Below are 26,591 nucleotides of genomic sequence, written 5' to 3'. Positions count from 1 at the left end.
GACGAGGCCGAACGCGGCACCGCGCGCCGGGCCGCGCCCGACGACGAGCGCATCACGCGCGAACGCCCGCCGCACTGGTGACGGCGGGCGCCCGGTCGGCGACGACGCGTCGGCTAGTCGGCGCGGTGCGAGCCGGTGCCGGGGCCCGGGCCGGGGCCGACGCTGCGCTCCGCGGCGAGCAGGTCGCGGATCTGCGCGAGGACGGTGAGCTCGGTCTCCGGATCCTCGGGCTTCTCGGTGCCGGTCTGCCGGCGGGCGTCCGCGCGCTGCTTCAGCAGGTTCATGGGCATGACGAACACGAAGTAGACGACGGCCGCGACGATGAGGAACGTCAGGATCGCCCCGAGGACGGCGCCGAACCGGATCTTCGCATCCTCGCCCGGGAGCGGGATGGTCAGCACGAGCGCGTTGTCGAGGCTGTCGGCGCGGAAGACGGCGCCGATCAGGGGGTTGAACACGTTCTCGACGATCGAGTTCACGACGGCCGTGAACGCCGCGCCGATGACGACGGCGACGGCCAGGTCGATGACGTTGCCCCGGAGGATGAACTCCTTGAATCCCTTGAGCACGCGCGCGGTCCCCTTCCCTGCGTGGTCCATTCGGTCGATCAGCGGATGCCGCCCGCTACGCGGCCGACGACGCGGCGCCGGACGGCGTCGAGGACGAGCCTCCGCCGGACGAGCCGGAGCCCGACGAGCCGGAGCCGGACGAGCCGGAGCCGGACGAGCCGGAGCCGGCGCCCGCCCGCGAGTCGGTCCGGTAGAACCCGGAGCCGTTGAACGTCACGCCGACCGTGCCGAACAGCTTGCGCAGCCGGCCGCCGCACGCGGGGCACTCGGTCAGGCTGTCGTCGGTGAAGGACTGCTGAACGTCGAAGGCGTCGTCGCATCCGGTGCAGCGGTACGAATAGGTGGGCATGTTCGGTCTCCGTGGATCCGTCGGTGGGTGCAGGGGTACGTCGTCGCCGTCAGAACGCGACGATCCTCGTGGGCGTCACGACGCCGTCCACCGGCTGGTCGTGCACCTCGCGGGGCACCTCCTCGACGAACTCTCCGTCGAAGACGATGGCGTACACCGGAGGACATTTTCCCATCGATCCGAGGGTCTTGTCGAAGTAGCCGCGTCCCCAGCCGAGCCGGGTGCCCGTGGCATCCACCGCGGCGGCCGGAACGAGGATGAGGTCGACGTCGTTGATGGCCATCGGCCCGAGCAGCTCGCCCTCGGGCTCGGGCATGCCGTGGAGTCCGGCGACCTCGGTCTCCTTCTCGCCCACGGTCCAGTCGAGCAGGCCGTCCTCGCGGGTCACCGGGAACAGGACGCGCAGGCCGTTGGCCTCGGCCCAGTTCACGAACGGGCGCGTGTTCGGCTCGGTGGGCATCGAGAGGTAGCAGGAGAACGATCGGGCGCCGGTCGATCCGACGAGCTCCTGCAGCCGCGCGGTGAAACCGTCGGTCGCGAGCTCGCGTTCGTGCGCGGGCATGTTCTGCCGCCGTTCGCGCAGCTCCGCGCGGAGGATCCGCTTCACAACGGTCGGATCGTCGGGCATGGCAGCCATCCTAGGATGCTCCGGTCCTCGGCGGGCGCCGCCCTGCGGCTACGCTGATGGCCATGACTCAACGGATCACGAAGGCCGTCATCCCCGCAGCCGGCCTGGGAACGCGCTTCCTGCCCGCGACGAAGGCCATGCCGAAGGAGATGCTGCCGGTCGTCGACAAGCCCGCGATCCAGTACGTGGTCGAAGAGGCGGTCCGTGCGGGGCTCACCGACGTCCTGATGGTCACCGGGCGCAACAAGAACGCCCTCGAGAACCACTTCGACCGCGTCGCCGAGCTCGAGGCGACCCTCGAGGCCAAGGGCGACACGGTCAAGCTCGAGAAGGTGAACGAGTCCACCGACCTGGCCGACATGCACTACGTGCGCCAGGGCGACCCGCGCGGCCTCGGCCACGCCGTGCTCCGCGCCCACATGCACGTCGGCGACGAGCCGTTCGCGGTGCTGCTCGGCGACGACATCATCGACGAGCGCGACGTCCTGCTCACGCGCATGCTCGACGAGCAGGTGGCGCGCGACGCGTGCATCGTCGCCCTGCTCGAGGTCGACCCCGACAGCATCCACCTCTACGGCGCGGCCGAGGTCGAGGAGACCGACGACCCCGACGTGGTCCGGGTGACGGGCCTCGTCGAGAAGCCGGCGAAGGAGGTGGCGCCGTCGAACTACGCCGTGATCGGCCGCTACGTGCTGAAGCCGGAGATCTTCGAGGTGCTCGAGCGCACCGAGCCCGGCAAGGGCGGGGAGATCCAGCTCACCGACGCCCTCATGGAGATGGCCGGCGACGTGGAGCACACGGGCGGCGTGTACGGCGTCGTGTTCCGGGGCCGCCGGTACGACACGGGCGACAAGCTCGACTACATCAAGGCCGTCATCCAGCTCGCCGCCGATCGCGACGACCTCGGGCCCGAGCTCCGGCCGTGGCTCGCGCAGTTCGCCGCCGGGTTCGATCAGGACTGACGGTGCCCGCGGCATCCGTGCCGACCCTCGTCGACGGGTCGTTGACGTTACGGCCCATCCGGGCGCGAGATGCGCGACCGCTCGAGCGCGTGCTCCTCGAGAACCGCGGCTGGCTTCGCCGGTGGGAGGCGACGTACCCGGGCGGCGGCTCGGTCATCGACACCCGCGCGAGCATCCGGAACCTCACCGCGCATGCCCGGGCCGGGACGGCGCTGCCGTTCGTGCTCGAGTGGGAGGGCGAGCTTGTCGGGCAGCTGAACGTCTCGTCGATCACGCACGGCTCGTTGTCGTCGGCGTCGATCGGGTACTGGGTCGCGAAGTCGATGGCGGGGCGCGGCATCACGCCCACGGCCGTCGCGCTCGCCACCGACTACTGCTTCCGCGCCATGCGGCTGCACCGCGTCGAGATCTGCATCCGCCCCGAGAACGGGCCCTCGCTCCGCGTCGTCGAGAAGCTGGGGTTCCGGTACGAGGGGCTGCGCCGGCGCTTCATCCACATCGACGGCGACTGGCGCGACCACTTCTCGTTCGCGCTCGTCGCGGAGGAGGTGCCCGAGGGCGTGCTCCGGCGCTGGCGCGAGGGGCGCGCGCCGTCGGCCGCGGCGATGGTCCCGGCGGCCGACCGAGAGGCTGCGGCGACCCCCCTTCGGGTGGGGGATCGCTGACACGCCCGCGCCGATCGGGTTCGTGACCCCGCCGTGACCTAGCGTTGACGCATGGATGCGATCGGTGGCGGCGTTCTCGTGGCGGTGGCCGCGACGCTGTGGGTCGCGTACCTGCTTCCGAGTTGGCTCCGCCGCCGCCAGTACCTCGCCACCGAGCGCAATGCGGTCCGCCTCCAGCAGACGCTGCGCATCCTCGCCGAGACGGCCGAGACGCCCGGCGAGGTGCGCGTCGGCATGACCGCTCGCGACATCGCGGCGCAGGAGCGCATCCTGCACGAGCACGAGCTCGCCGCACGGCTCGAGGCCCAGGCGGCCGAGAACCTCGCGATCGCCGAGCGCATCGCGGCCGAGGAGGCTGCGGCCGCCGCGGAACGCGAGCTCGCCGAGCGCGCGGCCCGGGCGCGGGCCGAGGCGGCACGTGCAGCGGATGCCGCGACCGGCGCCTCGCCCACGCTGCGCGCCGCCGGGCTCACCCGCCGCGGCCTGCGTCGCCGGCGCGCCGCATGCTCGCTCGTCCTGCTCACGTCTCTCCTGACGGCGCTCGTCGGGCTCGTCGCGCTGCCGTTCGGCGGCACGCCGCTCATCGCGCTCGGCGGTGCCGGGGGCGTCGCGATCGCGCTGATCGGGCTCGTGGTCCTCGCCCGGGTCCGGCCGGCGCCGGTCGCGGTCGTGGCGGCACCGATCGTCCGTCCGGAGGCGCAGCCGTTCGAGCCCATCGAGACCGACGAGGACGAGGTCGATCGCGAACCCGGCGAGGGCTGGACGCCGCAGCCGCTCCCCAAGCCGCTGCACCTGTCGCGCGGGACGATCGCCGCGTCGGCGATGGCCTCGATCGCCGAGGCCGAGCAGCTCAAGCGGGCCGCCGCCGAGGCCGAGCTCGCGGAGCGGGCCGAACGCCTCGAGCCGCAGGTTCCCGTCCTGCGCCCGGCCGCGGCATCCGCTGCCCCCGCAACGGACGCCGAGCCGGCCGAGGAGCGCTCGCCGGTGGCTGTGAACGGCGGCCCCGACGCGTCGAGCCCGTACGCGCGGATGGGCATCATCGATGCCGCCGAGCCGGGCATCTCCGACCTCGACCTGGTGCTCCGCCGGCGGCGCACGGCCGTCTGAGCGTGGTCATCACCACCTCGTGGAGGATGGTAGAGTCGTTGACGGCTCGGGCCCATGGCGCAGTTGGTAGCGCGTCTCGTTCGCAATGAGAAGGTCGGGGGTTCGAATCCCCCTGGGTCCACATCCTGAAAGCCCCGGTGCTCGCACCGGGGCTTTCGTCGTCCCCGGCCTCACGCCAGGTTCGCCCTAGCCAAGCGCATTAGTCGAAGTCAAGTGCGCGACTTTTGTTTGACGGCCGGCAAAACTCCGCCTACGCTCGAACGCAGCCGCCGGCACCGAGGCCGACGGAGCGAACCGAGGAGAACGATGACGTCCCCGAAGACCACCCGACGCCTGCTCGCCGCAGGTGCATCCGCCGCCCTGCTCGCCGGAGGCCTGTTCGCCGGTGCCCCGGCGGCCGCCGCCCCGAACAGCGACCGCGCGAACTCCGCCGCGGACTGCGCCGGTCGCGGCATCCCGGCCAGCAAGATCTCCATCCAGCTGTTCAGCTACTTCGGCTGGCAGCGCCAGGTCGGCATCGAGCCGATCCTCGCCGAGCTGCAGGAGATCGGCTACCAGAACGTCGAGCCGTTCGGCGCCTCGGCCGAGGGCCGCACCGCTCCCGAGTTCCGCCAACTGCTCAAGCAGTACGGGCTCAAGGCGCCGACCTCGCACGGCAGCACCGCCGAGGCCACGTTCCCGACCACGCTCGAGGCCGCGAAGGACCTGGGCCAGAAGTACACCGGCTCGGGCGGGTTCGCCTCGCCCGGCATCGGCACCTACGAGAACGTGCTCGCGACCGCCGAGACCATGAACCGCCTCGGCGAGCTCTCGGTCAAGAACGGCACGGGGAAGTTCTTCGGCCACAACCACCAGTCGGAGTTCACCACCCAGTACGCCGACCCCGAGACCGGCGAGATGAAGAGCGCCTGGCAGATCCTCGTCGAGAACACCGACCCGCGCTACGTGACGTTCCAGCTCGACGTGTTCTGGGCCGCCGACGCCGGCGTCGACGTCGTCTCGCTGATCGAGCAGTACGGCGACCGCATCGAGCTGCTGCACATCAAGGACGGCGACCTGAACGGCGACGCCCGCGGCATCCCCGGCAACGTCGGCCAGGGCGACATCGACTGGGCGCCGATCCTCCGCGCCGCACAGGGCAGCGTGAAGTACTACGTCGTCGAGCGCGACGGCGCTCCGAACGACCGCGACTTCGCGGCCGAGAGCTTCGAGTTCCTCACCTGCTTCACCTTCTGACCCGACGCGTCGTCCCCGAGCCCCCGGCGCCACCGCACCGGGGGCTCGGTGTTTCCCGAGGGCGTTCGCGGCATCCGCTCGTACGCTGGGCACATGAGCGACGCGATCGACCCCGACCGCCTCGACCGGGCCGTGGAGCACGCCCTGCACCGGCACACCGACTACGGGGCCGAGGAACTCGACGAGTCGCACGTGGCATCCGACCCCATCGTGCAGTTCGACCGGTGGCTCGCCGAGGCCGACGCCCGCGAGGTGTACGAGCCCAACGCCATGGTGCTCGGCACGATCGACGCCGACGGCACCCCGTCCAGTCGCACGGTGCTCCTGCGCGGCGTCGACGACCGCGGCTTCGTGTTCTTCACCGATCGCGAATCGCGCAAGGGCCGGGCGCTGGCCGCGCACCCGACGGCGACACTGCTCTTCCCGTGGTATCCGGTGCACCGGCAGGTCATCGTCACGGGTGCGGTCGCACCGGCCGACGACGAGGAGTCCGACGCCTACTGGGCGGGCCGGCCCTACGGATCGCGCATCGCCGCGACGGCCAGCCGGCAGTCGCGGCCCATCGCGTCGCGGGCCGAGCTCGAGGCACGGGTCGCCGCGCTCGAGGAGGAGTACGCCGGCGTCGACGACGTCCGCCGTCCCGAGCGCTGGGGCGGGTTCCGGCTGCGGCCGTGGCGCATCGAGTTCTGGCAGGGCCGCACGTCGCGCCTGCACGACCGCCTCGTCTTCACGCGAGACCCGGCAGCGGATGCCGCGGGCTGGGAGCTCGAGCGCCTGCAACCCTGACGATCCGCCGAGCGGTGCCCGAGGGCGCGGCGGAGGCTCGCGCGTGCGGGCGTAGGCTGGAGCGGATGTCGCAGCCTGCCAGCAGCCCCCCGGTCATGGGGAACGACAAGCGGTGGCGCGCCTACTGGGTGTGCGTCGCCGTGGCGGCGATCACGATCATGGACCTCACGAAGGTGAACGTCGCGCTGCCTTCCATCGAGGAGGCGCTCGGGGCGTCGTCGACCGAGCTGCAGCTGATCGTGTCGGGCTTCGTGCTCACGTTCGGGCTCACCCTCGTGCCCGCCGGGCGCCTCGGCGACCAGGGGTCGCGCAAGGCGATGTTCCTCATCGGCCTCTCGCTGTTCACCCTCACGAGCCTCCTCTGCGCGCTCGCCCCCACGTCGGGCGTGCTGCTCGTCGGTCGGCTCCTGCAGGGCGTCGCCGCGGGCATCCAGATGCCCCAGGTGCTCGGGCTCATCCAACAGCTGTTCCAGGGCGCCGAGCGCGGCGCGGCGTTCGGGCTCTTCGGCGCGACCATCGGCATCTCGACCGCGTTCGGCCCGACGCTCGGCGGCCTCGCCATCGCGATCGGCGGTCCCGTCGACGGATGGCGCGGGATCTTCTGGATGAACGTGCCGCTCGCGCTCGCCGCGATCGCCTTCGCCGCCCGGCTGCTGCCGGGACGCCCGAAGGACGCGGGGGAGCGGCCGCGCATCTCGCTGGATCCGGTCGGCGTCCTGCTGTTCGGCGCCGTGGTGATCTCGCTGATGTGGCCGTTCCTCTTCACCACCGGCTCGCCCGACGACGATCCGGCCCGGTGGTGGACCCTCGTGGCCTTCGTCGTGGCCGTCGTGGCGTTCCTGTGGTGGGAACGGCGCTACGCGGCATCCGGTCGGGCGCCCCTGGTCCCGCTGGGACTGTTCTCGCTGCGGTCGTACCGCAACGGCACGCTCCTCGCGGTCGCCTACTTCGCCGCCATGCCGTCGGCGTTCCTGCTCACGAACCTGTTCCTGCAGCAGGGGCTCGGCCTCGAGCCGGTGTTCGCCGGCATGGTGACGATCGGCTTCGCGCTGTCGAGCGCCGTCACCTCGTGGCTGGGCGGACGCCTCGTCAACCGGGTCGGCCGGCCGCTCGTCGTCGGCGGGCTCCTGCTGCTGCTGCTCGGGTTCGGCATCCTCGTGCTCGTCGCGATCGGCACGCCGCCCGAGCTGACGCCGTGGATCATGGCGGCGGTCATGCTCATCGGCGGCGCCGGCGGCGGCTTCGTCATCGCCCCGAACCAGGTGCTCGCACTGTCGGAGGTGCCGGTCGTGCAGGGCGGCCTGGCCGGCTCGGTCGGCCAGCTCGGGCAGCGCATCGGCACGGCGATCGGCACCGCGGTGGCGCTGTCGCTGTTCTACGCCACGATCTACCGCGCGCCCGCCGCCGAGGCGAGGATCGACGTGTTCCACGAGGCGTACGCGCTCGGCATGGGCTCGGTCGTCGCCCTCCTGCTCGTCGCCCTCGCGGTGGGGCTGGTCGACCTGCGCCAGCGTCGCGACGGCTCGGTGCCCCCGCCGGATGCCGCGGCCGAGGCCCAGACGGCGGCGGCGCGGACTGCCGACCCGGCCGACGCGGCCGGAGGTCGGACGCCTACCCGACGGGCACGCGCTCGTCGGCCATGAGCGCCGCGAGTTCGCTCGCGGAGAGCTCGCGGCCGAACGCGGGGTGACCGGGCTCGAGCGCCCGGCCGTTGACGAGCCGGCCGCCGTCGACGGCGTCGAAGCCGAGGTCGTCGATGAGGCGCGCGACGAGGTCCCGCGCGTCCGCGTCGTCGCCGACGACCGCGAGCGCGCGTCGCAGCGGCGATCCGGCCGGCATCGCGTCGTCCTCCATCTCGTGGTAGCCGAGGTGGTTGAGCGACTTGACGATGCGCGCTCGGGGGTTGATCGCGGCGTGGATCTCGCTCGTCGTGCGGGGATCCTCGTCGACGGTCGGGATGGTGCCGTCGATCGGGGGCCAGTAGTTCGTCGCGTCGACGACGACCTTGCCGTCGAAGGCCTCCCAGGGCACCGTGCGGGACTTGCCGAACGGCACGGCGACGATGATGAGGTCGGCCTCCTCGACGAGTCGTGCCGGATCGGCGACGCGCGCTCCCGGTGCGACGACCGAGACCAGCAGGTCGAGCGCGGTCTGCCGGGGCGATCCGCTGAGGACGACCTCGTACCCGGCGGCGAGGAGCAGGCGCGCTAGGGCGGTGCCCACCTTCCCGGCTCCGAAGATGCCGATCACGGGTCGTTCGTCCGTCACGTCCGCTCGCTCCTGCCTGTCGTCCTCCGGGGCCGGCCGCAACTCAGCCGTCGGAATCTGGGAACGCCGACGGGACCTCGGGCATTCCCCGCGTCCGGGTCGGCGGAATAGTCTCGACGCGGACGGGGTTCCACCCGGTGCATGCACATGCATCGATCTCGACGAGGGAGCAGCGGATGACGCGCCACCACCAGTTCGGACTCGACACCTTCGGCGACGTCACCGTCGGCCCGGGTGGCGAGTTGCTCACGCACGCCCAGGTGCTGCGCAACGTCGTCGACGAGGCGGTCCTCGCCGACCGGCTCGGCCTCGACTTCTTCGGCGTGGGCGAGCACCACCGCCACGAGTTCGCGATCTCGGCGCCCGAGGTCGTGCTGGCCGCGATCGCGAGCCGGACCGAGCGCATCCGGCTCGGCTCGGCCGTCACCGTGCTGAGCTCCGACGACCCCGTGCGCGTCTACCAGCGCTTCGCGACGCTCGACGGCCTCTCGGGTGGCCGGGCCGAGGTGATCCTCGGTCGTGGCTCGTTCATCGAGTCCTTCCCGCTGTTCGGCTACGAGCTCAGCCAGTACCAGGACCTGTTCGAGGAGAAGCTCAACCTGTTCGCCGCGCTGCTGCCGCAGGAACCGGTCACCTGGGAGGGCAAGCTGCGCTCCTCGCTCACCGACCAGCTCGTGTACCCGCGCGTCGAGGGCGGCAGCCTCACGACGTGGGTCGGCGTCGGCGGCAGCCCCGAGTCGGTGGTGCGCGCCGCGAACTACGGTCTCCCGCTCGTGCTCGCGATCATCGGCGGCAGCCCCGCCCGGTTCGCGCCGCTCGCGGAGCTGTACCGCAAGGCGCTCGCCCAGTTCGGCCACGAGCCGCAGCCCATCGCGGTCCACTCGCCCGGCATCGTCGCCGACACCGACGAGGAGGCGCTCGAGACGCTGTGGCCGCACTACGAGGTCATCATGAACCGCATCGGCCGCGAGCGCGGCTGGGGTGCCGTGACCCGCGATCACTTCGAGAGCGAGGCGAGCCCGCACGGCGCGCTCTACGCCGGCTCCCCGGAGACCGTCGCGCAGAAGATCGCCGCGGCGCTCCGCGTGCTCGGGGCCGACCGGTTCGACCTCAAGTACTCCAACGGCACCCTGCCGCACGAGGCCATGATGCGGAGCATCGAGCTGTACGCGACGATGGTCGTGCCGCGCGTGCGCGAGCTGCTGGCCGAGTCCGGTTCCGAGCCGGGGTCGACGGATGCCGCGGCCGCGGAGCCGCGCGAGGCCAGCGCCGGCTGAGCCGGGGTCGTCGCCCGGGCTCAGGGCCGGGCGACGGCGCTCGCCGTCGACGACCGGCGCCGGACGGCGGCGCGGAACCAGGTGGCATCCGGCAGTCGCGCGAGGAACGTGCCGCCGACGATCGTGATGAGCACGTACGCCGTCGCGAGCGGCGCGAGCGCCGGCTCGATCCCGGCGCCGACCGCCAGGCCGGCGATCACGATGGAGAACTCGCCGCGCGGCGCGAGCACGAGGCCGGCACGCCACTGGCCGAGCGTGCCCACGCCGGCGCGTCGCGCCGCGTACGCGCCGGAGACGAGCTTCGTCATGATCGTCACGGCCGCGAGCGCGGCCGCCGCGGGGATCATCGAGATGATCGCCGCGGAGTCGGTCGTGAGGCCGAAGAAGACGAAGAACATGGCCGCGAACAGGTCGCGCAGCGGCGTGAGGACGGCGCTCGCGTTCGCGGCGACGCGGCCCGAGAGCGCGATGCCGACGAGGAACGCCCCGACGGCCGCCGAGACGTTGACCTCCTGCGCGAAGCCGGCGACGAGCATCACGAGGCCGAGCACGCCGAGGAGCAGCGGCTCGGAGTGCTCCGCGGGGAACAGGCGCGAGACGATGTGGCCGTGGCGCAGCGCCACGAACAGGATCACGAGGACGACGGCGACCGCGATGGCCACCGCGACGGCGCCCTGCATCAGGCTGACGCCGATCACGAGCGCGGACAGCACCGGCAGGTAGAACGCCATCGCCAGGTCCTCGAGCACGAGGATCGCGAGCACCGACGGCGTCTCGCGGTTGGACAGGCGCCCCAGGTCGCGCATGAGCTTCGCGATGACGCCGGACGACGAGATCCACGTCACGCCGGCGAGGGCCACCGCCGCGATCGGACCCCAGCCGAGCAGGAGGGCCATGGCGGCGCCCGGCAGTGCGTTGAGCACGGCGTCGACGACGCCGGCGGTGCGGGACGACTTCAGTCCCGTGACGAGTTCCTGCGCCGTGTACTCCAACCCGAGCAGGGCGAGCAGCAGGATCACGCCGATCTCCGCGCCGGTGGCGAAGAACTCCTCGCTCGCGTCGAGCGGCAGGAGGCCGCCGTTGCCGAAGGCGAGCCCGAGCAGCAGGTAGAACGGGATGGGCGAGATGCCGAGGCGGAGGGAGAGGCGCCCGAGGAGGCTCATGCCGAGGAGCAGCGCGCCGACTTCGATGAGGAGCAGCGTGGTCTCGTGCATCCCGGGCCCCGCGTCAGTCGGGACCGTGTGCGAGCAGTCGGGCGACCCCGTCGAGCCCTCGCCGTGTGCCGACCGCCACGATCACGTCGCCGGCGCGGAGCACCTCCGCGGGCGTGGGCGACGGGATGAGCTGCCCGTCGCGCACGATCGCGACGATCGACGAGTGCGTGCGCGTGCGCGCCTTCGTGTCGCCGAGGGGATGGTTGAGGAAGGGCGAGTCGGTGGGCAGCGCGATCTGCTCGGTGAACAGGCCGGCCGTCTCATCCGACAGGCTGGTGAGGCGCGACATCATGACCGACGTGCCGAGCACGTCGGCGAGCGCGGCCGCCTCGTCGTCGTTCAGGGGGATGGTGTCGCGGCACGCGTCGGGGTCGTCCTCGTCGAAGACGCCGAGGTCGCGCTCGCCATCCCGGTGCGACACCACGCTGATGCGCCGCCCGCCCTCGGTGACGAGGTCGTGGCGGAAGCCGATCCCGGGAAGATCGACCTTCTCGATGCGAATACCCACGTCGGACATGCTAACGCCGACAGCCGACCTCGAGGCTGAGGATCGCTCAGGGCGGTGCCGGCGCCGCGGATCCCCTCAGGACGCGGCCCAGCCCGCGTCGACCCGGGTGGTCATCGTCAGCACCGGGGTGCCGCCGTCCTCGCCGAGGTCGAACGCCACGCGGATGCCGCCGAGCTCGCCCAGGGAGTCCGCGTGGGTGCCGCCGCACGGGATGCGCGCCGACCCGCCGGGCAGCTCGCAGATCCACGTGCGCCGGTCGGTGAGGTGCTCGCCCACGCGCTCGATGCGGACGCGCGCGTCGGCGGCGACCCAGTCCGCCAACGTCGCGTCGACGGATGCCGCGAGCTCGTCGAGGTGCTCGGCGAGCCCCGTCGCGTCGAAGCCGGCGCGGCGCAGCGACTTGTTCAACCGGTACCGGTCGACCGACCCGTCCGGCTCGATGCGCGAGGTCGCGATCGCGGTGCCGTCGAAGTCCGGCGCGCCGAGGGCGTCCTCGCGAGCGGACTTGGACCACCGGTCGGCGAGGGCGCGGTTCAGCGCGAGCGAGGCCGCGTGGCACGCCGTGTGGCCGCGCGAGAGGGAACGGCGGAGCGCGGCATCCGCCTCGAACTGGACCTCGGTGCCCTCGGTCACCGGCGCGTCGGCGTCGACGAGGTGCGCGACGAGGAACGACCAGCCGTCGGTGCCGGGGCGGACCGGGACATCGCCGATGTGCAGCGACTCGCCGTCGGTGGCCGCGACGACCGCGTCGTGCACCATTAGCTCGCGATCGTCGACGCGCAGCACGCCCGCATCCGCCGGCTGGTCGGGCCAGGCGTGATCGACGGGGTGGATGCTCGTGCGGTCGGTGAACACCGCGAGCGCGCCGTCGTGCGGGGCGACGTGCAGGACCGTGGCCGTGGCGGTGAGGTCCCCGACGGGGAAGGTGACGACGGTGTCCTCGCCGGGCAGCGCCATCAGACCCCGCTCTCGCGGTGGCCGAGCAGCTGGATCGGCACGGCCATGGCCGCGGCGACGCAGAGGATGCCGCCGAAGAAGACGAGGGCCTCGAACCCGGCGACCTGGTCGGCGATGCTCATGAGCCACATGCCGAACACGAAGATCGCCATGGAGATGATGTAGGGGAACGCACTCACGGGTACCTCCTCGGGTATGCGGCCGGTGCCGCGGCGCCAGTCTATCGACGGCGTCGTCGCGCCGCGGGTCCTCAGTCCCGCACCGGGCCGAGCAGCGCCGTGGCGATGGCTCCGAGCGCGCCGTCGTCGCTCGACGGGTGGAAGGCGCCCGCGAGCACGTCGCGCTGGAGTCGGCCCAGTTCGTCGCCCGCGAAGAACGTGCGCCCGCCGGAGACGCGCACCGCGGCCTCCACGACCCCGCGGGCGGCGGCGACCGCCCGCATCTTCAGGCCCGACGGCCGGGCGAACCGGAACGCGCCGTGATCGACGCCGTCCGCGACGTCGCGGGCGAGGGCGTCCAGCTGGGGTTCGATCGCCTCGAGCAGCGACCCGGCCTCGGCGATGCGGCGGCGCACGTCCGGATCCTCCGACCGCGGCACGCCGGTCCGCTTCGAGACGCGCGTCGACGCGGAGGCGACGGCGAGCTCGAGCGCCCGGTCGGCGAGCCCCGTGTACACCGACGAGATGAGCAGCTCGAAGCACGCGAAGATCGCGTACACGAACGGGTCGTCCGTCGGACCCGGGTCGAGGCACCGCACGATCCGATCCCGCGCCGCCACCGCGCCGTCGAGCACGGTCGTGCGGCTCTGGGTGGCGCGCATGCCGATGGTGTCCCAGTCGTCGAGCGTGCGCACGTCGGGGTCGTCGCGGTCGATGAACCCGTACACCAGCTTGGGCGCGTCATCCGACGCGGTGTCGAGGCCGTGCACGCCGAGGCGGGTCCACGCGGGGGAGAGCGAGGTGAAGATCTTCCGACCGGTGTAGCGGACCGTGCCGTCGCGCTGCGGGTCCGCGATCGTGTCCGAGCCGAACAGCATGAGGTCGTTGCCGGCCTCCGAGATGCCGAACGCGAACACCTCGCCCGCGGCCGCCTCGCGCAGCAGGAAGTCGAGCGAGTCGTCGTCGCGATCGTGCAGGACGCGGGCGACGCTCGTCCAGACGAGGTGCATGTTCACCCCCAGCGCGGTCGCGGGCGCGGCCGAGGCGAGGCGCCGCTGCGCGGCCACGAGGGTCGGCAGGTCCCATCCGAGCCCGCCCAGGCCGCTCGGCACCACCGCACCGAGGTAGCCGGCCTCGCGCAGCTCGGCGAGGTCGTCGGCGAAGAACGCGTTGTCGCGGTCGTACACGGCCGCGCGTTCGCGGAACCGCTCGAGGAGGTCGTCGTCGAGGACCTGCGCGGGCGTCGGAGACGGAGTGGTCGTCGGCACGGCGCCAGCCTACGCGCGGTCGCCCCCGCCCGGCCCCGCGTGGCCGGGGTCACCGGGTGCGGCCGGCGGGACGTGCGGGTGGCTCCGGCGCCGAGCCCGGATGGCGAGCAGCACGATGCCCGTCACGACCGCGGCGACCACGAGCGCCGCGCCGAGCCAGGGCAGCAGGACGCCGGCCACGACGAGCAGGCCCGAGGCGAACCGCACGAGGGCCTCCCATCCGGCGGCCACGCCGGACCAGAAGTCGTCCGGACCCGCCTCGGGGGCCACGCCCTCCGAGAGCAGCTCGACCGTGAGCGTCGAGTAGTCCACCTGGTCGGCGAGGCGGTCGCGACGCGTCGTCAGGCTGTCGAGCTCCGCCTGCCGGGTCGTGAGCTCCGACTCGATGGCGATGAGGTCGGCCGTGTCGTCGGCCTCGGCGAGGAGCGCGAGCAGGCGGTCGACCGAGGCCTGCAGGGCCTCGATCCGGGCGTCGAGGTCCTGGCGCTCCTGCGTCACGTCCGTCGCGTCGAGCTGGACGGACGAGACGTCGCCGAGCTCGCGGAGGTCGGCGAGCACGGCGTCGAGGTCGTCGGAGGGGACCCGCAGGACGAGCGTCGCACGGGCGCGCTGCGCGTCCGTCCCGGGCGTCTCGCTGCGGCTCTCGACGCGTCCGCCCGCCCGGTCGGCGAGGTCCGCCACCTCCGCCGCCGATTCGACGGGGTCGTCGACCGTCAGGGCGAGCCACCCGGTCGTGATGACGCTGCGGTCGTCGTCCTGATCGACCTGCCGATCCTCGCCGAACTGCTCCTCGTCGCGCGGTGCGACGCCCTCGCCGCCCTCGGCGGGCGCGTCCACGCCGACGTCCGGCTGGGACACCCCGCCGGAGTCGTCCCCCGCGTCGCTCCCGGACGTGCCGATGCCGCAGCCGCCGAGCAGGAGGACCGTGAGCGCGGCGGAGGCCGCGAGGAGCGCGCGTCGTCGCATCATGCGGTCACGGTACTCCCGGCGGGCGGCCCGGGGTCTGGGGGCGGGCTGCGAGTCAGGTCACGATCGGGTTGCGCTTGGCCGCGGCATCCGCTCAGGCCGAGGGGCGGTCGCCGTAGAACTGGCCGTGGTAGCCGAGGAGCACCGGATGCGGCAGCTCGGCGCGCGCGAGCTCGGTGAACGACGCGGCGTCGAGGACGAGCAGGAAGGACGTGCCGACCGCGGCGTCGAGGACCACCGAGAGGACCACCCCGTCGTCCTGGGCCTGCCGGCCCGGACGCCCCACGAAGACGCCCTCGCCCGGGTAGCAGTCCGCCTCGTGCCACGTGGCCGTCTCGCCGCCCGCGAGGTCGACCTTCACGAGGCGGTCGTAGAAGCCGCGCTCCCCGCGGACCCCGACGCCGTAGACGTAGCGCAGCTCGGGGCTCGTGTTGAACCGGGCGTAGTCCACATTCGGCAGCTCGATCCCGATCGGGGACCGCTCCTCGGCGTGCAGCCGCACGTCCGGACCGTCCAGCGGGATGCGCAGCCGGCGCAGCGTCCCCGGTGGGATCCGGACGTCGGGCTCGGCCAGGCGATGCAGGTAGAAGGACTCGATCACCGAGGCGTCGTCGTACGCCACGAGATCCACGACGATCGATCCGTCCTCGTCGTCGTAGGCGTTCACGTGATGGAACGCGAAGAACGGGTCGGCCGTCATCGTTCGGACGTGCGCGCCGCTCTCGCGATCGAACACGTGGATCCGCGTGCCGCGTTCGGGCTTCCAGCGGAAGTTCTCGATGTACGGCCGGAGCCACAGCAGGAGCGCGAGCGGGTTGACCACGAGCGGGAACTCGACCAGCACCAGGTGGCGGGCCGACATGCCGAACGAGTGGATGTAGGACGGCTCGCGGACCGGCCTCGACGCGATGGTCTCGCCCTGCAGCAGGCCGGGGTCGCGCGTGTCGACCCGCCGGAAGACGTAGTTGCTCACGGCGTTGTAGCGGGTGACGAGGTTGATCGCCTCGTGACGGGCCTCGTCGAGATGCGGATGGACCGTCGTCATCCGCCCGAACGTCGACGTGTCCCAGCCGGTGACGCCGACCGTGCGGAGCGTCTCGGGATCGAACTCGACCTGGATGGGGGTCTCGGCGAGGGCGAGGTAGTGCTCCGCGACGCGCGCGATGTTGACCTTCGCGCTGTCGGTGACCTGCGGGTCGAACACCGCCATCGCGCGGGCGAACAGCGAGCGGCAGGGGTCGGTCGCGAACTCGGGGTAGGCGATGCGCCCCTCGTCGCGCGCGGCGCGGTAGGACTCGGTCTCGAGGAACCGGTTGGCGTACGAGACGCGTCCGTCGTCGATCGTGAACCGGTGGAGCATCGCCAGCCCGTCGAACCAGTGGCGGTACCGCTGGGTGCCGACCTGGAACGTCCCCGGACCGTTGCGCAGCAGGGAGCCGGTGAGCCAGCGCGGCAGCTCGCCGCGTACGGGCACGTCGTCGAGCGTGACCTCGGGGCTCTCGCCGAAGCCGTGGACGGCGTAGTCGGCGCTCATCGCGACACCGCGTCCATGGCGGGCCCCGGCCGTCTCGACGCCGGGCGTCGGCCGGGTCGCCGACGGGCGATGAGGTCGGCGGCGATCTTGCCCGAGGCGAGCACGGCGGGAATGCCCGCGCCGGGGTGCGTGCCGGCGCCGACCAGGTAGAGGCCGTCGACCCGTGGCGACCGATTGTGCGGGCGGAACCACCCGGACTGGAACAGCGTGGGCTGCAGCGAGAACGCGGCGCCCCGGGGCGTGTTGAGCACGTCGCGGAAGTGCTCGGGGCCGATCGCGTGCTCGACCCGCAGGTGGGTGGCGAGGCCGGGGAGGTACCGCCGGTCGAGCAGGTCGACGACGAGGTCGCGGATGCGGCGCGCCGAGGCCTCCGGGACGGTTTCGCCGTCGTCGAGCGGCGGTGCGGCCACGAGCACGTACATCGCCTCGCACCCCTCGGGCGCCATCGACGGGTCCGTGCGCGTGGGCAGGTGGACGTAGAGGAACAGGTCGTCGGCGCTCACGGGTTCGGGGCGCGGCGTCCGCGAGCTCCGCGGGCGGCCGAACACGCGGCCGAGCACCCGCCGCGAGTCGCCGGAGAGCAGGAGGTTGTGGTGCGCGAGCGGCGTGTCCGGCCACGTGCGGTCGGCGCCGAAGTAGAGGACGTGCAGCGACATGCTCGGCTTCGTCGAGCGGAGCGGACCGCCGGTCGAGCCGTGCGCGGCACCCAGGAGCCGGTCGTAGGTGTATCCCGGATCGGCGTTCGACACGACGACGTCCGCGGGCAGCTCGCTGCCGTCCTCGAGGCGGACCCCGGTGATCCGGCCGTCCTGCACGAGGATCGCGTCCACCTCGACCCCGCACCGGATGCGCCCGCCGAGCCGCTCCAGCAGGGCGCCGAGGGCGTCGACGACCGCCGCGGTGCCGCCGACCGCGTAGTGGACGCCCCAGCGGCGCTCGAACTCGACGATGAGCGAGTAGAGGGCGGGCGTGCGGGCGGGGTGGCCGCCGATGAGCAGCGGGTGGAACGCCAGCGCTCGCCGGAGGAACGGATCGCGGATGCAGCCGTCGACGAGGCGCTGGACCCCGAGCGCGGCACGATGGCGGAGCAGGAACGGGAGCATCCGCAGCATCACGTGCACCTGCATCATGGGCCGCTCGGTATAGGGGTAGAAGGCGTCGAAGATGCGGGAGACCCGGCGGCTGAGGCGCTCGTATCCCCGTTCGTCCGCGGGGCTCCGCCGAGCCACCTCCTCGCGCATGCGGGCAGCGTCGGCGTGGAAGTCGAAGTGCGAGCCGTCGGCGTCGAAGGCGCGGTAGAAGGGGTCGAGCGGCACGAGCCGCACGTGGTCCTCGAGGCGCTCGCCGGCGAGGGCGAACAGCTCCTCGAACATGAACGGCGCGGTGAGCACGGTTGGGCCGCCGTCGAACCGGAACCCGTCGAGCTCGTAGAGGTACGCTCGCCCGCCGATGCGGTCCCGCTGCTCGAGCACGACGACGTCGTGCCCGGCCGCGGCCAGCCGGATGGCGGCGGCCAGGCCGCCGAAGCCGCTCCCGATGACGACCGCCTGCATCCGGTCACCATAACCGCGAGCCGGGTGCGGCGCCGTCCATCGTTCGATGGATCAGTCGTCGTCCGGATCGCGACCCGTGCGCTCGCCGGACTCGAGGCCGTCGATCGCCGCGACGTCGTCCTCGTCGAGCCGGAACGAGAACACGTCCAGGTTCTCCGCGATGCGCTCCGGCGAGGACGCCTTGGGGATCACGATCGTGCCGTTCGCGACGTGCCAGGCGAGCACGACCTGCGCCGCCGATCGACCGTGCTTGGCGGCGATCCGCTCCAGCACGGGGTCGCCGAGCAGGCGCCCGCGGGCGAGCGGCGACCACGCCTCGGTGCGGACGCCGAGGCGCTCGTGCGCCGCGCGGAGCTCGCGCTGCGGCAGCCTCGGGTGCAGCTCCACCTGGTTCACGACGGGTGTCACGCCGGTCTCGTCGATCAGCCGCTCGAGGTGGTGCGCGTGGAAGTTCGAGACGCCGATCGAGGTCGCCCGGCCCTCCTCGCGCAGTCTGACGAGCGCTCGCCACGTGTCGACGTAGCGGTCCTGCGACGGCACCGGCCAGTGGATGAGGTACAGGTCGAGTCGGTCGAGCCCGAAGCGATCCATCGAGGCGTCGAACGCCCGCAGGGTCTCGTCGTAGCCGTGGTCGTCGTTCCAGACCTTGCTCGTGACGAAGAGGTCGTCGCGCGGCAGCCCGCACTCGCGCACCGCGGCGCCCGCCTCGGCCTCGTTGCCGTAGAGGGCGGCGGTGTCGAGGTGCCGGTAGCCGAGGCGGATGGCCTCGAGCGCGAGCCGCGTGGCATCCGCCGCCGGGACCTTGTACATGCCGTACCCGACCTGCGGGATGGCCCGCCCGTCGGCGAGCTGAATGGTCGGGGCGAGGGGCGGATGCGGCATCCGTGCGCCTTTCGTCGGGAGCTCGCCGGGCGTGACCGCCCGTCAGCTCGGGGTGATCGCGACCGGTTCGGTGTCGGGGATCGGGCTCGCATCGCGCCCGCGCAGGTCGGGGTGCCAGCGGCGCGCGAGCGCGGGGACGACGAATCCGAGGAAGGCCAGCACGCCGGCCGCCCAGAAGGCGCCGACCGCGTCGTAGCCGTCGATGAGGAAGCCGGCGAGGGCCGATCCGAGGGCGGCGCCGATGAGCTGGCCGGTGCCGACCCACCCGTACGCCTCGGCGGTGTCGGAGAACTTCACGCTCGCCGACACGATCGCGAACAGCACCGCCAGCGCGGGGGCGATGCCGATGCCGGCGATGAAGAGGGTCACGGCGAGCCACCAGAAGTCCATCGCGAACGCGGCGAGCACCGTGCCGAAGAACACGATGAACATGCGACGCGCGGTCGACCAGGGGCTGATCGGCGCGTGCCCGAAGCCCAGCCCGCCCGCGAGGCTGCCGATGGAGAAGATGGCGAGCACGATGCCGGCCTCCGCGCCGTCGTGGCCGAAGGCGGCGACGACGCCGGCCTCGATCGCAGCGCACGCGCCGATCAGGAGGAAGCCGACGATCGTCGCGAGCATGACGGGCGGGCGGGTGAGCACCTTGCCGAAGGCGCGCTTGGACCGCGGGATGCGCACCCGGCCGAGTTCCGGTGACGCGATGAACCAGATGCCACCGACCACCATGAGGGCGGCGGCGAGCAGGATGCCCCAGACGGTGCCGACCTGCGTCGACACGAACGTGGTGACGACGGGACCGACGACCCAGATGATCTCCTGCGCCGACGCGTCGAGCGAGAAGAGCGGCGTGAGCTGGCGCGAGTTCACCATCTTGGGGTAGATCGTGCGCACGGCCGGCTGCACGGGTGGCGTGGCGAGGCCGCAGATCAGGCCGATCAGCATGTACATCGGCACGGTGAGCGGCAGCACGCCGATGGCGATGACGGATGCCACGCACACGATGAGCGTGAGGATCAGCACCGGTCGCATGCCGAACCGACCCATCAGCCGGCTCGTGAGCGGCCCGGCGACCGCCTGGCCGATCGACGTGGCGGCGAGGACGAGTCCGGCGGCGCCGTACGAGCCGGTCTGCCGTTCGACGTGCAGCAGGAAGGCGAGCGAGAGCATGCCCGACGGGAACCGTGCGGTGAGCTGCGCCGCGATGATGCGCGCGACGCCCTGGGTCTTGAGCAGGTCGGAGTAGCTGGCCACGGTGGCTCGATCCTATCGACGCGAACACTGTTCGTACGCACCGTCGAGACGATCAGTCTTCCGCTATATAACCACAGACTGATAGAGTGTCACCCGTGCACGCGTTCGACGTCCTCGGCGACCCGGTGCGCCGTCGCATCCTCGACCTGCTGGCCGAGGGGGAGCGGCCCGCGGGGGCGGTCGTCGACGTCGTGGCGGCGGAGTTCGGCATCACGCAGCCGGCCGTGTCGCGCCACCTCCGCATCCTGCGCGAGCAGGGGTTCGCCGCGGTGCGCGCCGAGGGTGCTCGCCGCATCTACTCGCTCGAGCGGGCCGGCGTCGAGTCCGCCGCCGCCGAACTCGACCGGTACCGGCGGTTCTGGTCGAATCGCCTCGACGCGCTGCACACCGAGGTCGCACGCGAACGACGTGCCCGACGGAAGGACGCATGATGGCCGTCACCGGCGAGATCCTGCCCGACGACCCGGGCTTCGAGCTGCGCTTCGACGAGGTCTACGACTCGGTCGCCGACGACCTCTGGGAGGCGATCACCACGCCCGAGCGGCTCGGGCGCTGGATGGCGGACTACCGGGGCGAGTTCCGGCTCGGCGGGCGCTGGCAGGCGTTCACGCGCGACGGCGAGCTGTACTGCGACGGGGAGGTCACGGCGTGCGAGCGGCCCCACGGATTCACCACCACGTGGACCGTCGTCGGGGAGCCCTCGTCACTGGTCACCGTGCGCCTCGAGCCGGTCGCGGGCGGGCGCACCCGGCTGCGGCTCCGCCACGAGCGCGCGACGCGCCCCGACTACGGCCCCGGATGGCACACCTACCTCGAGAGCCTCGCGTGGCACCTCGCCGACCCGGGCGCGCCCCGGGATCGCGACCGCTGGGACGCCCGCTTCGCCGAGCTCGAACCGCGCTACGCGGCGCGGCTGGCCGCGCTCATTCCGCCAGCGCCTTGACGATGCGCTTGACCGACACCGTCTCGGCGGTGCGCAGCTCCTGCGCGAAGAGGCCGACGCGCAGCTCCTCGAGCATCCAACGCACGCGCACCAGGCGCGGATCGGTCTCCGGGTCGATGGGGATCGTTCCGCCCGCCTTCGCGTAGGCCGACCGCGCCTGATCGAACTCGGTGAGCCACTGCCGGTCGCGGCCCGGGTTGTCCTGCATGCGCTGCACGCGCACCGTGATCGCTTCGAGGTAGCGCGGCAGGTGCCGCAGCCGCTCGAGGCCCGTCGCCGACACGAATCCGGATGGCACGAGCGCCTCGAGCTGCGACCGTGCGTCGGCGAGCGCCGACATGAGCTGCAGGCTCGACGCCTTCGAGATCGCCCGGTCGGCGTCGCGCGCCGCGACGAGGATCCTCGAGACGAGCGACACCGTCTCGAACATGCGGTCCATCACGTTCGCCGACACGGCATCGCGGACCGCCTCGAACTCCGCCCGCGTGCGCACGAGCCCGTCCGGGTGGCGGGCGCGCAGCTCGGCGTCGACGACGGCGGCGAGGCAGTCGTCGAGCAGTGCCCGCGGTCCGGCGTACGCGCTCGACGCGAGGGCGAGCTTCTCCTGGTTCGACAGGTGCTCCTGCACGTAGGCGACGGGTGACGGGGTCGCGAGCACGAGCAGCCGACGGATGCCGCGGCGCGAGGCCCGATCGCGTTCCTCGGCGGTCGGCACGAGCCGCAGCGCCACCGACGCGCCCTCGTCGACGAGGGCCGGGTACGCGCGGACCACGTTGCCCGCCTGGCGGGTGTCGACGTGCTCGGGGATGGACTCCCATGTCCACGAGGTGACGCCGGCCTGCTCGGCGAAGGCGGAAGCGGCGGTCGCCCGCCCGCTCGCGCCGGGCCGGCTCGCGGCGCGGTCGGGTCCAGCGGGGCCGGAGGTCGCGCCTGCGGCATCCGCTCGACCGTCGCCGGAGCCGCGGCCGCGTCGGGTGCCGCGCCCGCCGTCGGCGAACGTCGACGCCACCGCGCGGCTCGCCCGGTCGGCCAGGCGGAGCTGGAGCGCGCCGAGGTCCTTGTCGTCGCCGACCGTTCGCCCGCGCTCGTCGACCGCGCGGAACGTCACGCGCAGGTGCGGCGGCAGCCGGTCGAGGTCGAAGTCCTCGGCGGTGACGGGCGCGTAGGTCAGGCGCTTGATGACGCCCGCGACCTGCTCGGCGAACGGCGGTCGCAGCTCGCCCGACTCGGGACCGGCGGGCAGCTCGGCGGAGATCTTCGCCGCCCATTCGGCGGCGGGTACGACCTGGCGGCGCAGCACCTTGGGCAGCGTGCGGAGCATGGCGGTGATGAGTTCGTCGCGCAGGCCCGGCACCTGCCAGTCGAAGCCCGTCTGCTCCAGGCGCGGCAGCAGCACGAGCGGCACGAGCACGCTCACGCCGTCGTCCTCGGCACCCGGCTCGAAGCGGTAGCGGAGCGTGAGCGTCTGGTCGCCCTGGCGCCAGCGGTCGGGGAACCCGCCGTCGGTCGAGATCTCCTCCTCGCCGACGAGGTCGGCCGTGGACATGGTGAGCAGGTCGGGGGAGCGGCGGTGCTCGGCGCGCCACCAGCGTTCGAACGCGCGCGCGTCCGTGGCATCCGCCGGCAGTCGCTGCTCGTAGAACGCGACGACCGCCTCGTCGCCGCCGAGCACGTCGCGACGGCGCGTGCGCTCCTCGAGCTCGCCGAGCTCGCGACGCAGCTGCCGGTTCTTCCGGATGAAGGCGTACACGCGCTGGTCGAGCCGGTTCCAGTCCCAGTCCTCCTCGACGAGGGCGTGCCGGATGAACAGCTCGCGCGCGAGCGCCGCGTCGATGCGCGCGAGCTGCACGCGCCGCTTCGGCACGATCACGACGCCGAACAGCGTCACCTTCTCGTCGGCGACCGCCGAGCCCTGCCGGCGCTCCCAGCGCGGCTCCGAGTACGAGCGCTTCGCGAGCGGGCCGGCGAGCTGCTCGGCCCACGCCGGGTCGATCGCGGCGGCCGTGCGCGCGAACAGCCGGCTGGTCTCCACGAGCTCGGCGGCCATGAGCGCGGCCGGCGGCTTCTTCGCGAGCGCCGAGCCGGGGAACACCACGAAGCGGGCGTTCCGGGCGCCGGCGAACTCGGCCTGCTGGCGTCGCCCGCGACGCTCGGCCTCGCGCTGGCCGCCGGCGCCGCCGCGTCCGCTCGACGTGCGGCTGTCGTCGCGGATGCCGACCTGCGAGAGCAGCCCCGCGAGCAGTGCGCGGTGGATGCCGTCGGGGTTCGGTGCGGCCGCCTCCTTGGCGACGTGCAGCCCGAGCGGCTTCGCGAGGCGCACGAGCTGCCGGTAGAGGTCCTGCCACTCGCGCACGCGCAGGTAGTTCAGGAACTCGTTGCGGCACATGCGCCGGAACGCGTTGCCGGACAGCTCGCGCTGCTGCTCCTCGAGGTGGTTCCAGAGGTTCAGCAGCGTCAGGAAGTCGCTCGTCGGGTCGACGAACCGGGCGTGCATCGCGTCGGCCTGCTCGCGGCGCTCGAGCGGTCGCTCACGCGGATCCTGGATCGTCAGTCCCGCGACGATCGCGAGCACCTCGCGGCTCACGCCCTGGGCCTTGGACTCCAGCACCATGCGCGCGAACCGCGGCTCGATGGGCAGGCGGGCGAGCTGGCGCCCGATCCGCGTGAGCTGCGGCCCGGTCGCGGCATCCGCGTCGTCGATCGCGCCGAGCTCGCGCAGCAGGTCGACGCCGTCGCGGATGCCACGGGCATCCGGCGGCGTCAGGAACGGGAACTCCTCGACGGCGCCGAGCCCGAGCGACGCCATCTGCAGGATGACGGCCGCGAGGTTCGTGCGCAGGACCTCCGGGTCGGTGAACTCCGGCCGCCTGCCGTAGTCCTCCTCGGAGTAGAGCCGGATCGCGATGCCCTCGCTCGTCCGCCCCGACCGGCCCGAGCGCTGGTTCGCGGACGCCTGCGAGATCGGCTCGATCGGGAGCCGCTGCACCTTCGACCGCGCGGAGTAGCGGCTGATGCGCGCGGTGCCCGCATCGACGACGTAGCGGATGCCCGGGACCGTGAGGCTCGTCTCCGCGACGTTCGTCGCGAGCACGATGCGCCGTCGGAGCCCCGCGACCTTCGAGGGCTCGAACACGCGGTGCTGGTCGGCCGACGACAGCCGGCCGTAGAGGGGGAGCACCTCGGTCTCTCCGCCGCGACGCGCACCGCGACCGGTCGTGTAGTGCGCCCGCACGGCGGCCTCGGCGTCGCGGATCTCGCTCTCGCCCGAGAGGAACACGAGCACGTCGCCGGCCGACTCGCGCTCGAGCTCGTCGAGCGCATCGAGGATGCCCTGCTGCACGTCGCGGTCCTCGGCGGCGGCGCCCTCGTCGTCGGCGTCCTCGCCCGAGCCGGAGCCCGCGGACTCGGCCACGAGCGGCCGGTAGCGGATCTCGACGGGGTACGTGCGCCCCGACACCTCGATGATCGGCGCCGGCTCGCCCGCGCCATCCGCGAAGTGCCTCGCGAAGCTCTCGGGGTCGATCGTCGCGCTCGTGATGATCACGCGCAGGTCGGGGCGGCGGGGGAGCAGGCGCTTCAGGTACCCGAGCAGGAAGTCGATGTTGAGGCTGCGCTCGTGCGCCTCGTCGATGATGATCGTGTCGTACCGGCGCAGCTCGCGGTCTCGGTGGATCTCGTTCAGCAGGATGCCGTCGGTCATGACCTTGATGCGCGTCGACTCGCTGACGCGGTCGGTGAAGCGCACCTGGTAGCCGACGAGCCCGCCGAGCTCCGTGCCGAGCTCCTCGGCCACGCGCTCGGCGATCGTGCGCGCGGCGATGCGGCGCGGCTGGGTGTGCGCGATCGACTCGCGACCGAGCTCGAGGCAGATCTTCGGCAGCTGGGTGGTCTTGCCCGAGCCCGTGGCTCCTGCGACGATGACGACCTGGTGGTCGCGGATGGCGCGCGCGATGTCGTCGCGTCGACCGCTCACCGGCAGCTCGGCCGGGTAGGCGATCACGGGGATCGGCGGGAGGGTGCGCTCGGACATCAGCCCTCCATCGTATGGGCGGATGACGCGCGGGAGGGCGGGAGCCCCTGCGCGCGGCATCCGCTTCGCGACGGGCGAACAGGGGATGGATTTTCCAGCCTCGGGGTGTTCCATGACGACATGACGCAGACATCGACCTCAGTGCCCCGAGTCCGCCTGAACGACGGCCACGAGATCCCGCAGCTCGGGTTCGGCGTGTTCCTCGTGGACCCGCCCGAGACGGAGCGCATCGTCGCCGACGCGCTCGAGGTGGGCTACCGCCACATCGACACGGCCCGCATCTACGAGAACGAGGAGGGCGTGGGGCGCGCGCTCGCCGCGTCGGGCATCCCGCGCGAGGAGCTGTACGTCACGACGAAGCTCTGGAACTCGGACCAGGGCCACCGGTCGGCGCTCGACGCGTTCGACGCGAGCCTCGAGCGGCTCGGCCTCGACTACGTCGACCTGTACCTGATCCACTGGCCGGTCCCCTCGAAGGACCGGTACGTCGAGAGCTGGAAGGCGCTCGAGCAGATCCGCGAGTCGGGGCGGGCTCGCTCGATCGGCGTCTCGAACTTCCTCGCACCGCACCTGCAGCGGCTCATCGACGAGACCGGCGTCGTGCCGGCCGTCGACCAGATCGAGCTGCACCCCGCGCACCAGCAGCCCGAGACGACGGCCTTCGCCGCCGACAACGGCATCGCCATCGAGTCGTGGGGTCCGCTGGGGCAGGGCAAGTACCCGCTGCTCGAGATGGACGAGGTGACGGATGCCGCGGCCGCCCACGGAAAGAGCCCGGCCCAGGTCGTCATCCGCTGGCACCTCCAGCGAGGCTTCATCGTCTTCCCGAAGTCGAACCGGCGCGAGCGGATGGCGGAGAACTTCGACGTGTTCGACTTCGAGCTGTCCGACGCCGAGATGCAGCGCATCACCGACCTGGAGCGGGCCGGCCGGGTGGGTCCGGACCCCGCGAACTTCGGCTGAGCCGGGCTCCGTGGCCCGGAATCGCGCGGCCTGCGCGGTCCGGGTCACGGGGCGCCACGAGCGGCCGGCGGGGGCGACACGCCCGGGATGCAGGCCCGATTTGCCGAGGCCCGCGGCAGCCCGTAGATTCTTTCTTGTCGCCACGGCGGAGCGGAGAGCGAGAAGCTCCCGGCCGCGAAGATGACAGTCTTAGCCAAACAGCCTCGAAGGCGCATATTGCGACTCGGTTGCTTCAAGCCTAAGATGACTACTCCACTCCCAAGTGAACCGAACGCCTCGAGCGTGCGGTCTCCGGTTGCGGACGCCCGGGATCTCTGATCCACGGGGCGAACGCCCGGCTGGGGGTGGTACAGTAGAGAGGTTGCCCTGGGGGCAGGCCGCGAGGCTGCAACCCGGGTGCGTCCGTTCCTTGAGAACTCAACAGCGTGCACTATGTTCAATGCCAATTTTTTGAACCCCGTGTTCTCCTGCTTCGGTGGGGGGACGGGTTTCCTTTGATTGATGGACAATTTGATTT

Annotated in this window: 25 protein-coding genes and 1 tRNA gene; 11 read left to right on the top strand and 15 right to left on the bottom strand. The window is 72.5% G+C overall.

The genetic code is table 11. The features are described from left to right. Positions 1-113 precede the first annotated feature (113 nt). From mscL to AVP42_RS02690, 3 genes are read right to left on the bottom strand one after another with little or no spacing between them, the layout of a single operon-like run. Positions 114-599: a large conductance mechanosensitive channel protein MscL gene (mscL, locus tag AVP42_RS02700; protein WP_231878517.1), complete on the bottom strand. Its 486-nt coding sequence runs from the start codon at positions 597-599 to the stop codon at positions 114-116. A 25-nt stretch (positions 600-624) separates the two neighbouring features. Then, positions 625-918 carry an FmdB family zinc ribbon protein gene (locus AVP42_RS02695; RefSeq protein ID WP_067945861.1) on the bottom strand — a complete coding sequence of 98 codons (294 nt, stop codon included), beginning with the start codon at positions 916-918 and terminating at the stop codon, positions 625-627. A gap of 49 nt (positions 919-967) precedes the next feature. After that, complete coding sequence (locus AVP42_RS02690) at positions 968-1,546, bottom strand: 5-formyltetrahydrofolate cyclo-ligase (protein WP_067945858.1); 579 nt, start codon at positions 1,544-1,546, stop codon at positions 968-970. Positions 1,547-1,608: 62 nt separating this feature from the next. Between AVP42_RS02690 and galU the strand changes: the two genes are divergently transcribed. The 7 genes from galU (at position 1,609) to AVP42_RS02655 (ending at position 7,945) form a co-directional block, all read left to right on the top strand. Beyond that, positions 1,609-2,508, top strand: a complete 900-nt coding sequence (galU, locus tag AVP42_RS02685; protein ID WP_067945856.1) for a UTP--glucose-1-phosphate uridylyltransferase GalU — start codon at positions 1,609-1,611, stop codon at positions 2,506-2,508. Continuing rightward, complete coding sequence (locus AVP42_RS02680) at positions 2,505-3,173, top strand: GNAT family N-acetyltransferase (RefSeq protein ID WP_067945867.1); 669 nt, start codon at positions 2,505-2,507, stop codon at positions 3,171-3,173. Before galU ends, AVP42_RS02680 begins: the two co-directional genes overlap by 4 nt. A gap of 51 nt (positions 3,174-3,224) precedes the next feature. Then, complete coding sequence (locus AVP42_RS02675; RefSeq protein ID WP_067945854.1) at positions 3,225-4,280, top strand: hypothetical protein; 1,056 nt, start codon at positions 3,225-3,227, stop codon at positions 4,278-4,280. 48 nt (positions 4,281-4,328) lie between these two features. Further along, positions 4,329-4,401: transfer RNA gene (locus AVP42_RS02670), tRNA-Ala, on the top strand. Between the two features lie 185 nt (positions 4,402-4,586). Continuing rightward, positions 4,587-5,516, top strand: a complete 930-nt coding sequence (locus AVP42_RS02665) for a sugar phosphate isomerase/epimerase (RefSeq protein ID WP_067945852.1) — start codon at positions 4,587-4,589, stop codon at positions 5,514-5,516. A gap of 93 nt (positions 5,517-5,609) precedes the next feature. Next, a complete protein-coding gene (pdxH, locus tag AVP42_RS02660) occupies positions 5,610-6,302 on the top strand; it encodes a pyridoxamine 5'-phosphate oxidase (RefSeq protein WP_082846941.1) in 693 nt (230 codons plus the stop codon). A gap of 65 nt (positions 6,303-6,367) precedes the next feature. Next, the gene (locus AVP42_RS02655) at positions 6,368-7,945 is read left to right on the top strand and encodes an MFS transporter (protein WP_067945849.1); all 1,578 of its coding nucleotides are present in this window, start codon (positions 6,368-6,370) and stop codon (positions 7,943-7,945) included. Here the strand turns inward: AVP42_RS02655 and AVP42_RS02650 are convergent. Then, complete coding sequence (locus AVP42_RS02650; protein WP_067945847.1) at positions 7,914-8,570, bottom strand: NADPH-dependent F420 reductase; 657 nt, start codon at positions 8,568-8,570, stop codon at positions 7,914-7,916. The two genes, AVP42_RS02655 and AVP42_RS02650, sit on opposite strands and share 32 nt — an antisense overlap. Before the next feature lie 176 nt (positions 8,571-8,746). Between AVP42_RS02650 and AVP42_RS02645 the strand changes: the two genes are divergently transcribed. Further along, positions 8,747-9,847 carry an LLM class flavin-dependent oxidoreductase gene (locus tag AVP42_RS02645; protein WP_067945845.1) on the top strand — a complete coding sequence of 367 codons (1,101 nt, stop codon included), beginning with the start codon at positions 8,747-8,749 and terminating at the stop codon, positions 9,845-9,847. A gap of 20 nt (positions 9,848-9,867) precedes the next feature. Here the strand turns inward: AVP42_RS02645 and AVP42_RS02640 are convergent, their stop codons facing one another. The 10 genes from AVP42_RS02640 to AVP42_RS02595 all read right to left on the bottom strand — a co-directional run bounded on the left by AVP42_RS02640 (position 9,868) and on the right by AVP42_RS02595 (position 20,138). Continuing rightward, positions 9,868-11,061 (bottom strand): cation:proton antiporter, encoded by a 1,194-nt coding sequence (locus AVP42_RS02640; RefSeq protein ID WP_067945844.1) that lies wholly within the window; start codon positions 11,059-11,061, stop codon positions 9,868-9,870. Between the two features lie 13 nt (positions 11,062-11,074). Then, positions 11,075-11,569: a cation:proton antiporter regulatory subunit gene (locus tag AVP42_RS02635; RefSeq protein ID WP_067945842.1), complete on the bottom strand. Its 495-nt coding sequence runs from the start codon at positions 11,567-11,569 to the stop codon at positions 11,075-11,077. A gap of 75 nt (positions 11,570-11,644) precedes the next feature. Beyond that, positions 11,645-12,526, bottom strand: coding sequence for a hypothetical protein (locus AVP42_RS02630; RefSeq protein WP_067945840.1), 882 nt, complete (start codon positions 12,524-12,526; stop codon positions 11,645-11,647). Further along, positions 12,526-12,705 carry a hypothetical protein gene (locus tag AVP42_RS02625; protein ID WP_067945838.1) on the bottom strand — a complete coding sequence of 60 codons (180 nt, stop codon included), beginning with the start codon at positions 12,703-12,705 and terminating at the stop codon, positions 12,526-12,528. Before AVP42_RS02625 ends, AVP42_RS02630 begins: the two co-directional genes overlap by 1 nt. Positions 12,706-12,776: 71 nt before the next feature. After that, positions 12,777-13,952 (bottom strand): acyl-CoA dehydrogenase family protein, encoded by a 1,176-nt coding sequence (locus AVP42_RS02620; RefSeq protein ID WP_067945836.1) that lies wholly within the window; start codon positions 13,950-13,952, stop codon positions 12,777-12,779. 9 nt (positions 13,953-13,961) lie between these two features. Beyond that, entirely contained in the window at positions 13,962-14,921 is a 960-nt protein-coding gene (locus tag AVP42_RS02615; protein WP_067945834.1) for a DUF4349 domain-containing protein, read from the bottom strand. Between the two features lie 91 nt (positions 14,922-15,012). Further along, a complete protein-coding gene (locus tag AVP42_RS02610; protein ID WP_067945832.1) occupies positions 15,013-16,452 on the bottom strand; it encodes a carotenoid oxygenase family protein in 1,440 nt (479 codons plus the stop codon). Further along, positions 16,449-18,005 (bottom strand): phytoene desaturase family protein, encoded by a 1,557-nt coding sequence (crtI, locus tag AVP42_RS02605; protein WP_067945830.1) that lies wholly within the window; start codon positions 18,003-18,005, stop codon positions 16,449-16,451. Before crtI ends, AVP42_RS02610 begins: the two co-directional genes overlap by 4 nt. 51 nt (positions 18,006-18,056) lie before the next feature. Then, positions 18,057-18,887 carry an aldo/keto reductase gene (locus AVP42_RS02600; RefSeq protein ID WP_067945828.1) on the bottom strand — a complete coding sequence of 277 codons (831 nt, stop codon included), beginning with the start codon at positions 18,885-18,887 and terminating at the stop codon, positions 18,057-18,059. A 42-nt stretch (positions 18,888-18,929) separates the two neighbouring features. Continuing rightward, positions 18,930-20,138: an MFS transporter gene (locus AVP42_RS02595; protein WP_067945827.1), complete on the bottom strand. Its 1,209-nt coding sequence runs from the start codon at positions 20,136-20,138 to the stop codon at positions 18,930-18,932. 95 nt (positions 20,139-20,233) lie between these two features. Here AVP42_RS02595 and AVP42_RS02590 point away from each other — a divergent pair, with 95 nt between their 5' ends. Together AVP42_RS02590 and AVP42_RS02585 are read left to right on the top strand one after the other, a co-directional pair. Further along, positions 20,234-20,569: a helix-turn-helix transcriptional regulator gene (locus AVP42_RS02590; RefSeq protein ID WP_067945863.1), complete on the top strand. Its 336-nt coding sequence runs from the start codon at positions 20,234-20,236 to the stop codon at positions 20,567-20,569. Then, entirely contained in the window at positions 20,566-21,081 is a 516-nt protein-coding gene (locus AVP42_RS02585) for an SRPBCC domain-containing protein (protein ID WP_082846939.1), read from the top strand. Before AVP42_RS02590 ends, AVP42_RS02585 begins: the two co-directional genes overlap by 4 nt. On the opposite strand, the gene hrpA is transcribed toward AVP42_RS02585, so the two are convergent. Beyond that, complete coding sequence (gene hrpA / locus AVP42_RS02580) at positions 21,062-25,111, bottom strand: ATP-dependent RNA helicase HrpA (RefSeq protein ID WP_067945823.1); 4,050 nt, start codon at positions 25,109-25,111, stop codon at positions 21,062-21,064. The genes AVP42_RS02585 and hrpA overlap by 20 nt on opposite strands. A gap of 120 nt (positions 25,112-25,231) precedes the next feature. On the opposite strand from hrpA, the gene AVP42_RS02575 reads away from it, so the two are divergent. Beyond that, on the top strand, positions 25,232-26,074 hold the full coding sequence (locus tag AVP42_RS02575; protein ID WP_067945821.1) for an aldo/keto reductase: 843 nt from the start codon (positions 25,232-25,234) through the stop codon (positions 26,072-26,074). The last annotated feature ends 517 nt before the right edge of the window (positions 26,075-26,591 follow it).

Source organism: Agromyces sp. NDB4Y10 (assembly GCF_001620055.1).
Classification (GTDB): domain Bacteria; phylum Actinomycetota; class Actinomycetes; order Actinomycetales; family Microbacteriaceae; genus Agromyces; species Agromyces indicus.
Note: the sequence above shows the minus strand (reverse complement) of the source record. Positions and strands in the feature narration are given on the sequence as shown.

Excerpts from the sequence above, each read along its gene's own strand:
- AVP42_RS02665 (WP_067945852.1), top strand. The coding sequence starts at position 4,587 with ATGACGTCCCCGAAGACCACCCGACGCCTGCTCGCCGCAGGTGCATCC.
- AVP42_RS02645 (WP_067945845.1), top strand. The coding sequence starts at position 8,747 with ATGACGCGCCACCACCAGTTCGGACTCGACACCTTCGGCGACGTCACC.
- mscL (WP_231878517.1), bottom strand. The coding sequence starts at position 599 with ATGGACCACGCAGGGAAGGGGACCGCGCGCGTGCTCAAGGGATTCAAG.
- galU (WP_067945856.1), top strand. The coding sequence starts at position 1,609 with ATGACTCAACGGATCACGAAGGCCGTCATCCCCGCAGCCGGCCTGGGA.
- pdxH (WP_082846941.1), top strand. The coding sequence starts at position 5,610 with ATGAGCGACGCGATCGACCCCGACCGCCTCGACCGGGCCGTGGAGCAC.
- AVP42_RS02600 (WP_067945828.1), bottom strand. The coding sequence starts at position 18,887 with ATGCCGCATCCGCCCCTCGCCCCGACCATTCAGCTCGCCGACGGGCGG.
- AVP42_RS02640 (WP_067945844.1), bottom strand. The coding sequence starts at position 11,061 with ATGCACGAGACCACGCTGCTCCTCATCGAAGTCGGCGCGCTGCTCCTC.
- AVP42_RS02575 (WP_067945821.1), top strand. The coding sequence starts at position 25,232 with ATGACGCAGACATCGACCTCAGTGCCCCGAGTCCGCCTGAACGACGGC.
- AVP42_RS02695 (WP_067945861.1), bottom strand. The coding sequence starts at position 918 with ATGCCCACCTATTCGTACCGCTGCACCGGATGCGACGACGCCTTCGAC.
- AVP42_RS02610 (WP_067945832.1), bottom strand. The coding sequence starts at position 16,452 with ATGAGCGCCGACTACGCCGTCCACGGCTTCGGCGAGAGCCCCGAGGTC.
- AVP42_RS02585 (WP_082846939.1), top strand. The coding sequence starts at position 20,566 with ATGATGGCCGTCACCGGCGAGATCCTGCCCGACGACCCGGGCTTCGAG.
- crtI (WP_067945830.1), bottom strand. The coding sequence starts at position 18,005 with ATGCAGGCGGTCGTCATCGGGAGCGGCTTCGGCGGCCTGGCCGCCGCC.
- AVP42_RS02690 (WP_067945858.1), bottom strand. The coding sequence starts at position 1,546 with ATGCCCGACGATCCGACCGTTGTGAAGCGGATCCTCCGCGCGGAGCTG.
- AVP42_RS02630 (WP_067945840.1), bottom strand. The coding sequence starts at position 12,526 with ATGGCGCTGCCCGGCGAGGACACCGTCGTCACCTTCCCCGTCGGGGAC.
- AVP42_RS02615 (WP_067945834.1), bottom strand. The coding sequence starts at position 14,921 with ATGATGCGACGACGCGCGCTCCTCGCGGCCTCCGCCGCGCTCACGGTC.
- hrpA (WP_067945823.1), bottom strand. The coding sequence starts at position 25,111 with ATGTCCGAGCGCACCCTCCCGCCGATCCCCGTGATCGCCTACCCGGCC.
- AVP42_RS02675 (WP_067945854.1), top strand. The coding sequence starts at position 3,225 with ATGGATGCGATCGGTGGCGGCGTTCTCGTGGCGGTGGCCGCGACGCTG.
- AVP42_RS02655 (WP_067945849.1), top strand. The coding sequence starts at position 6,368 with ATGTCGCAGCCTGCCAGCAGCCCCCCGGTCATGGGGAACGACAAGCGG.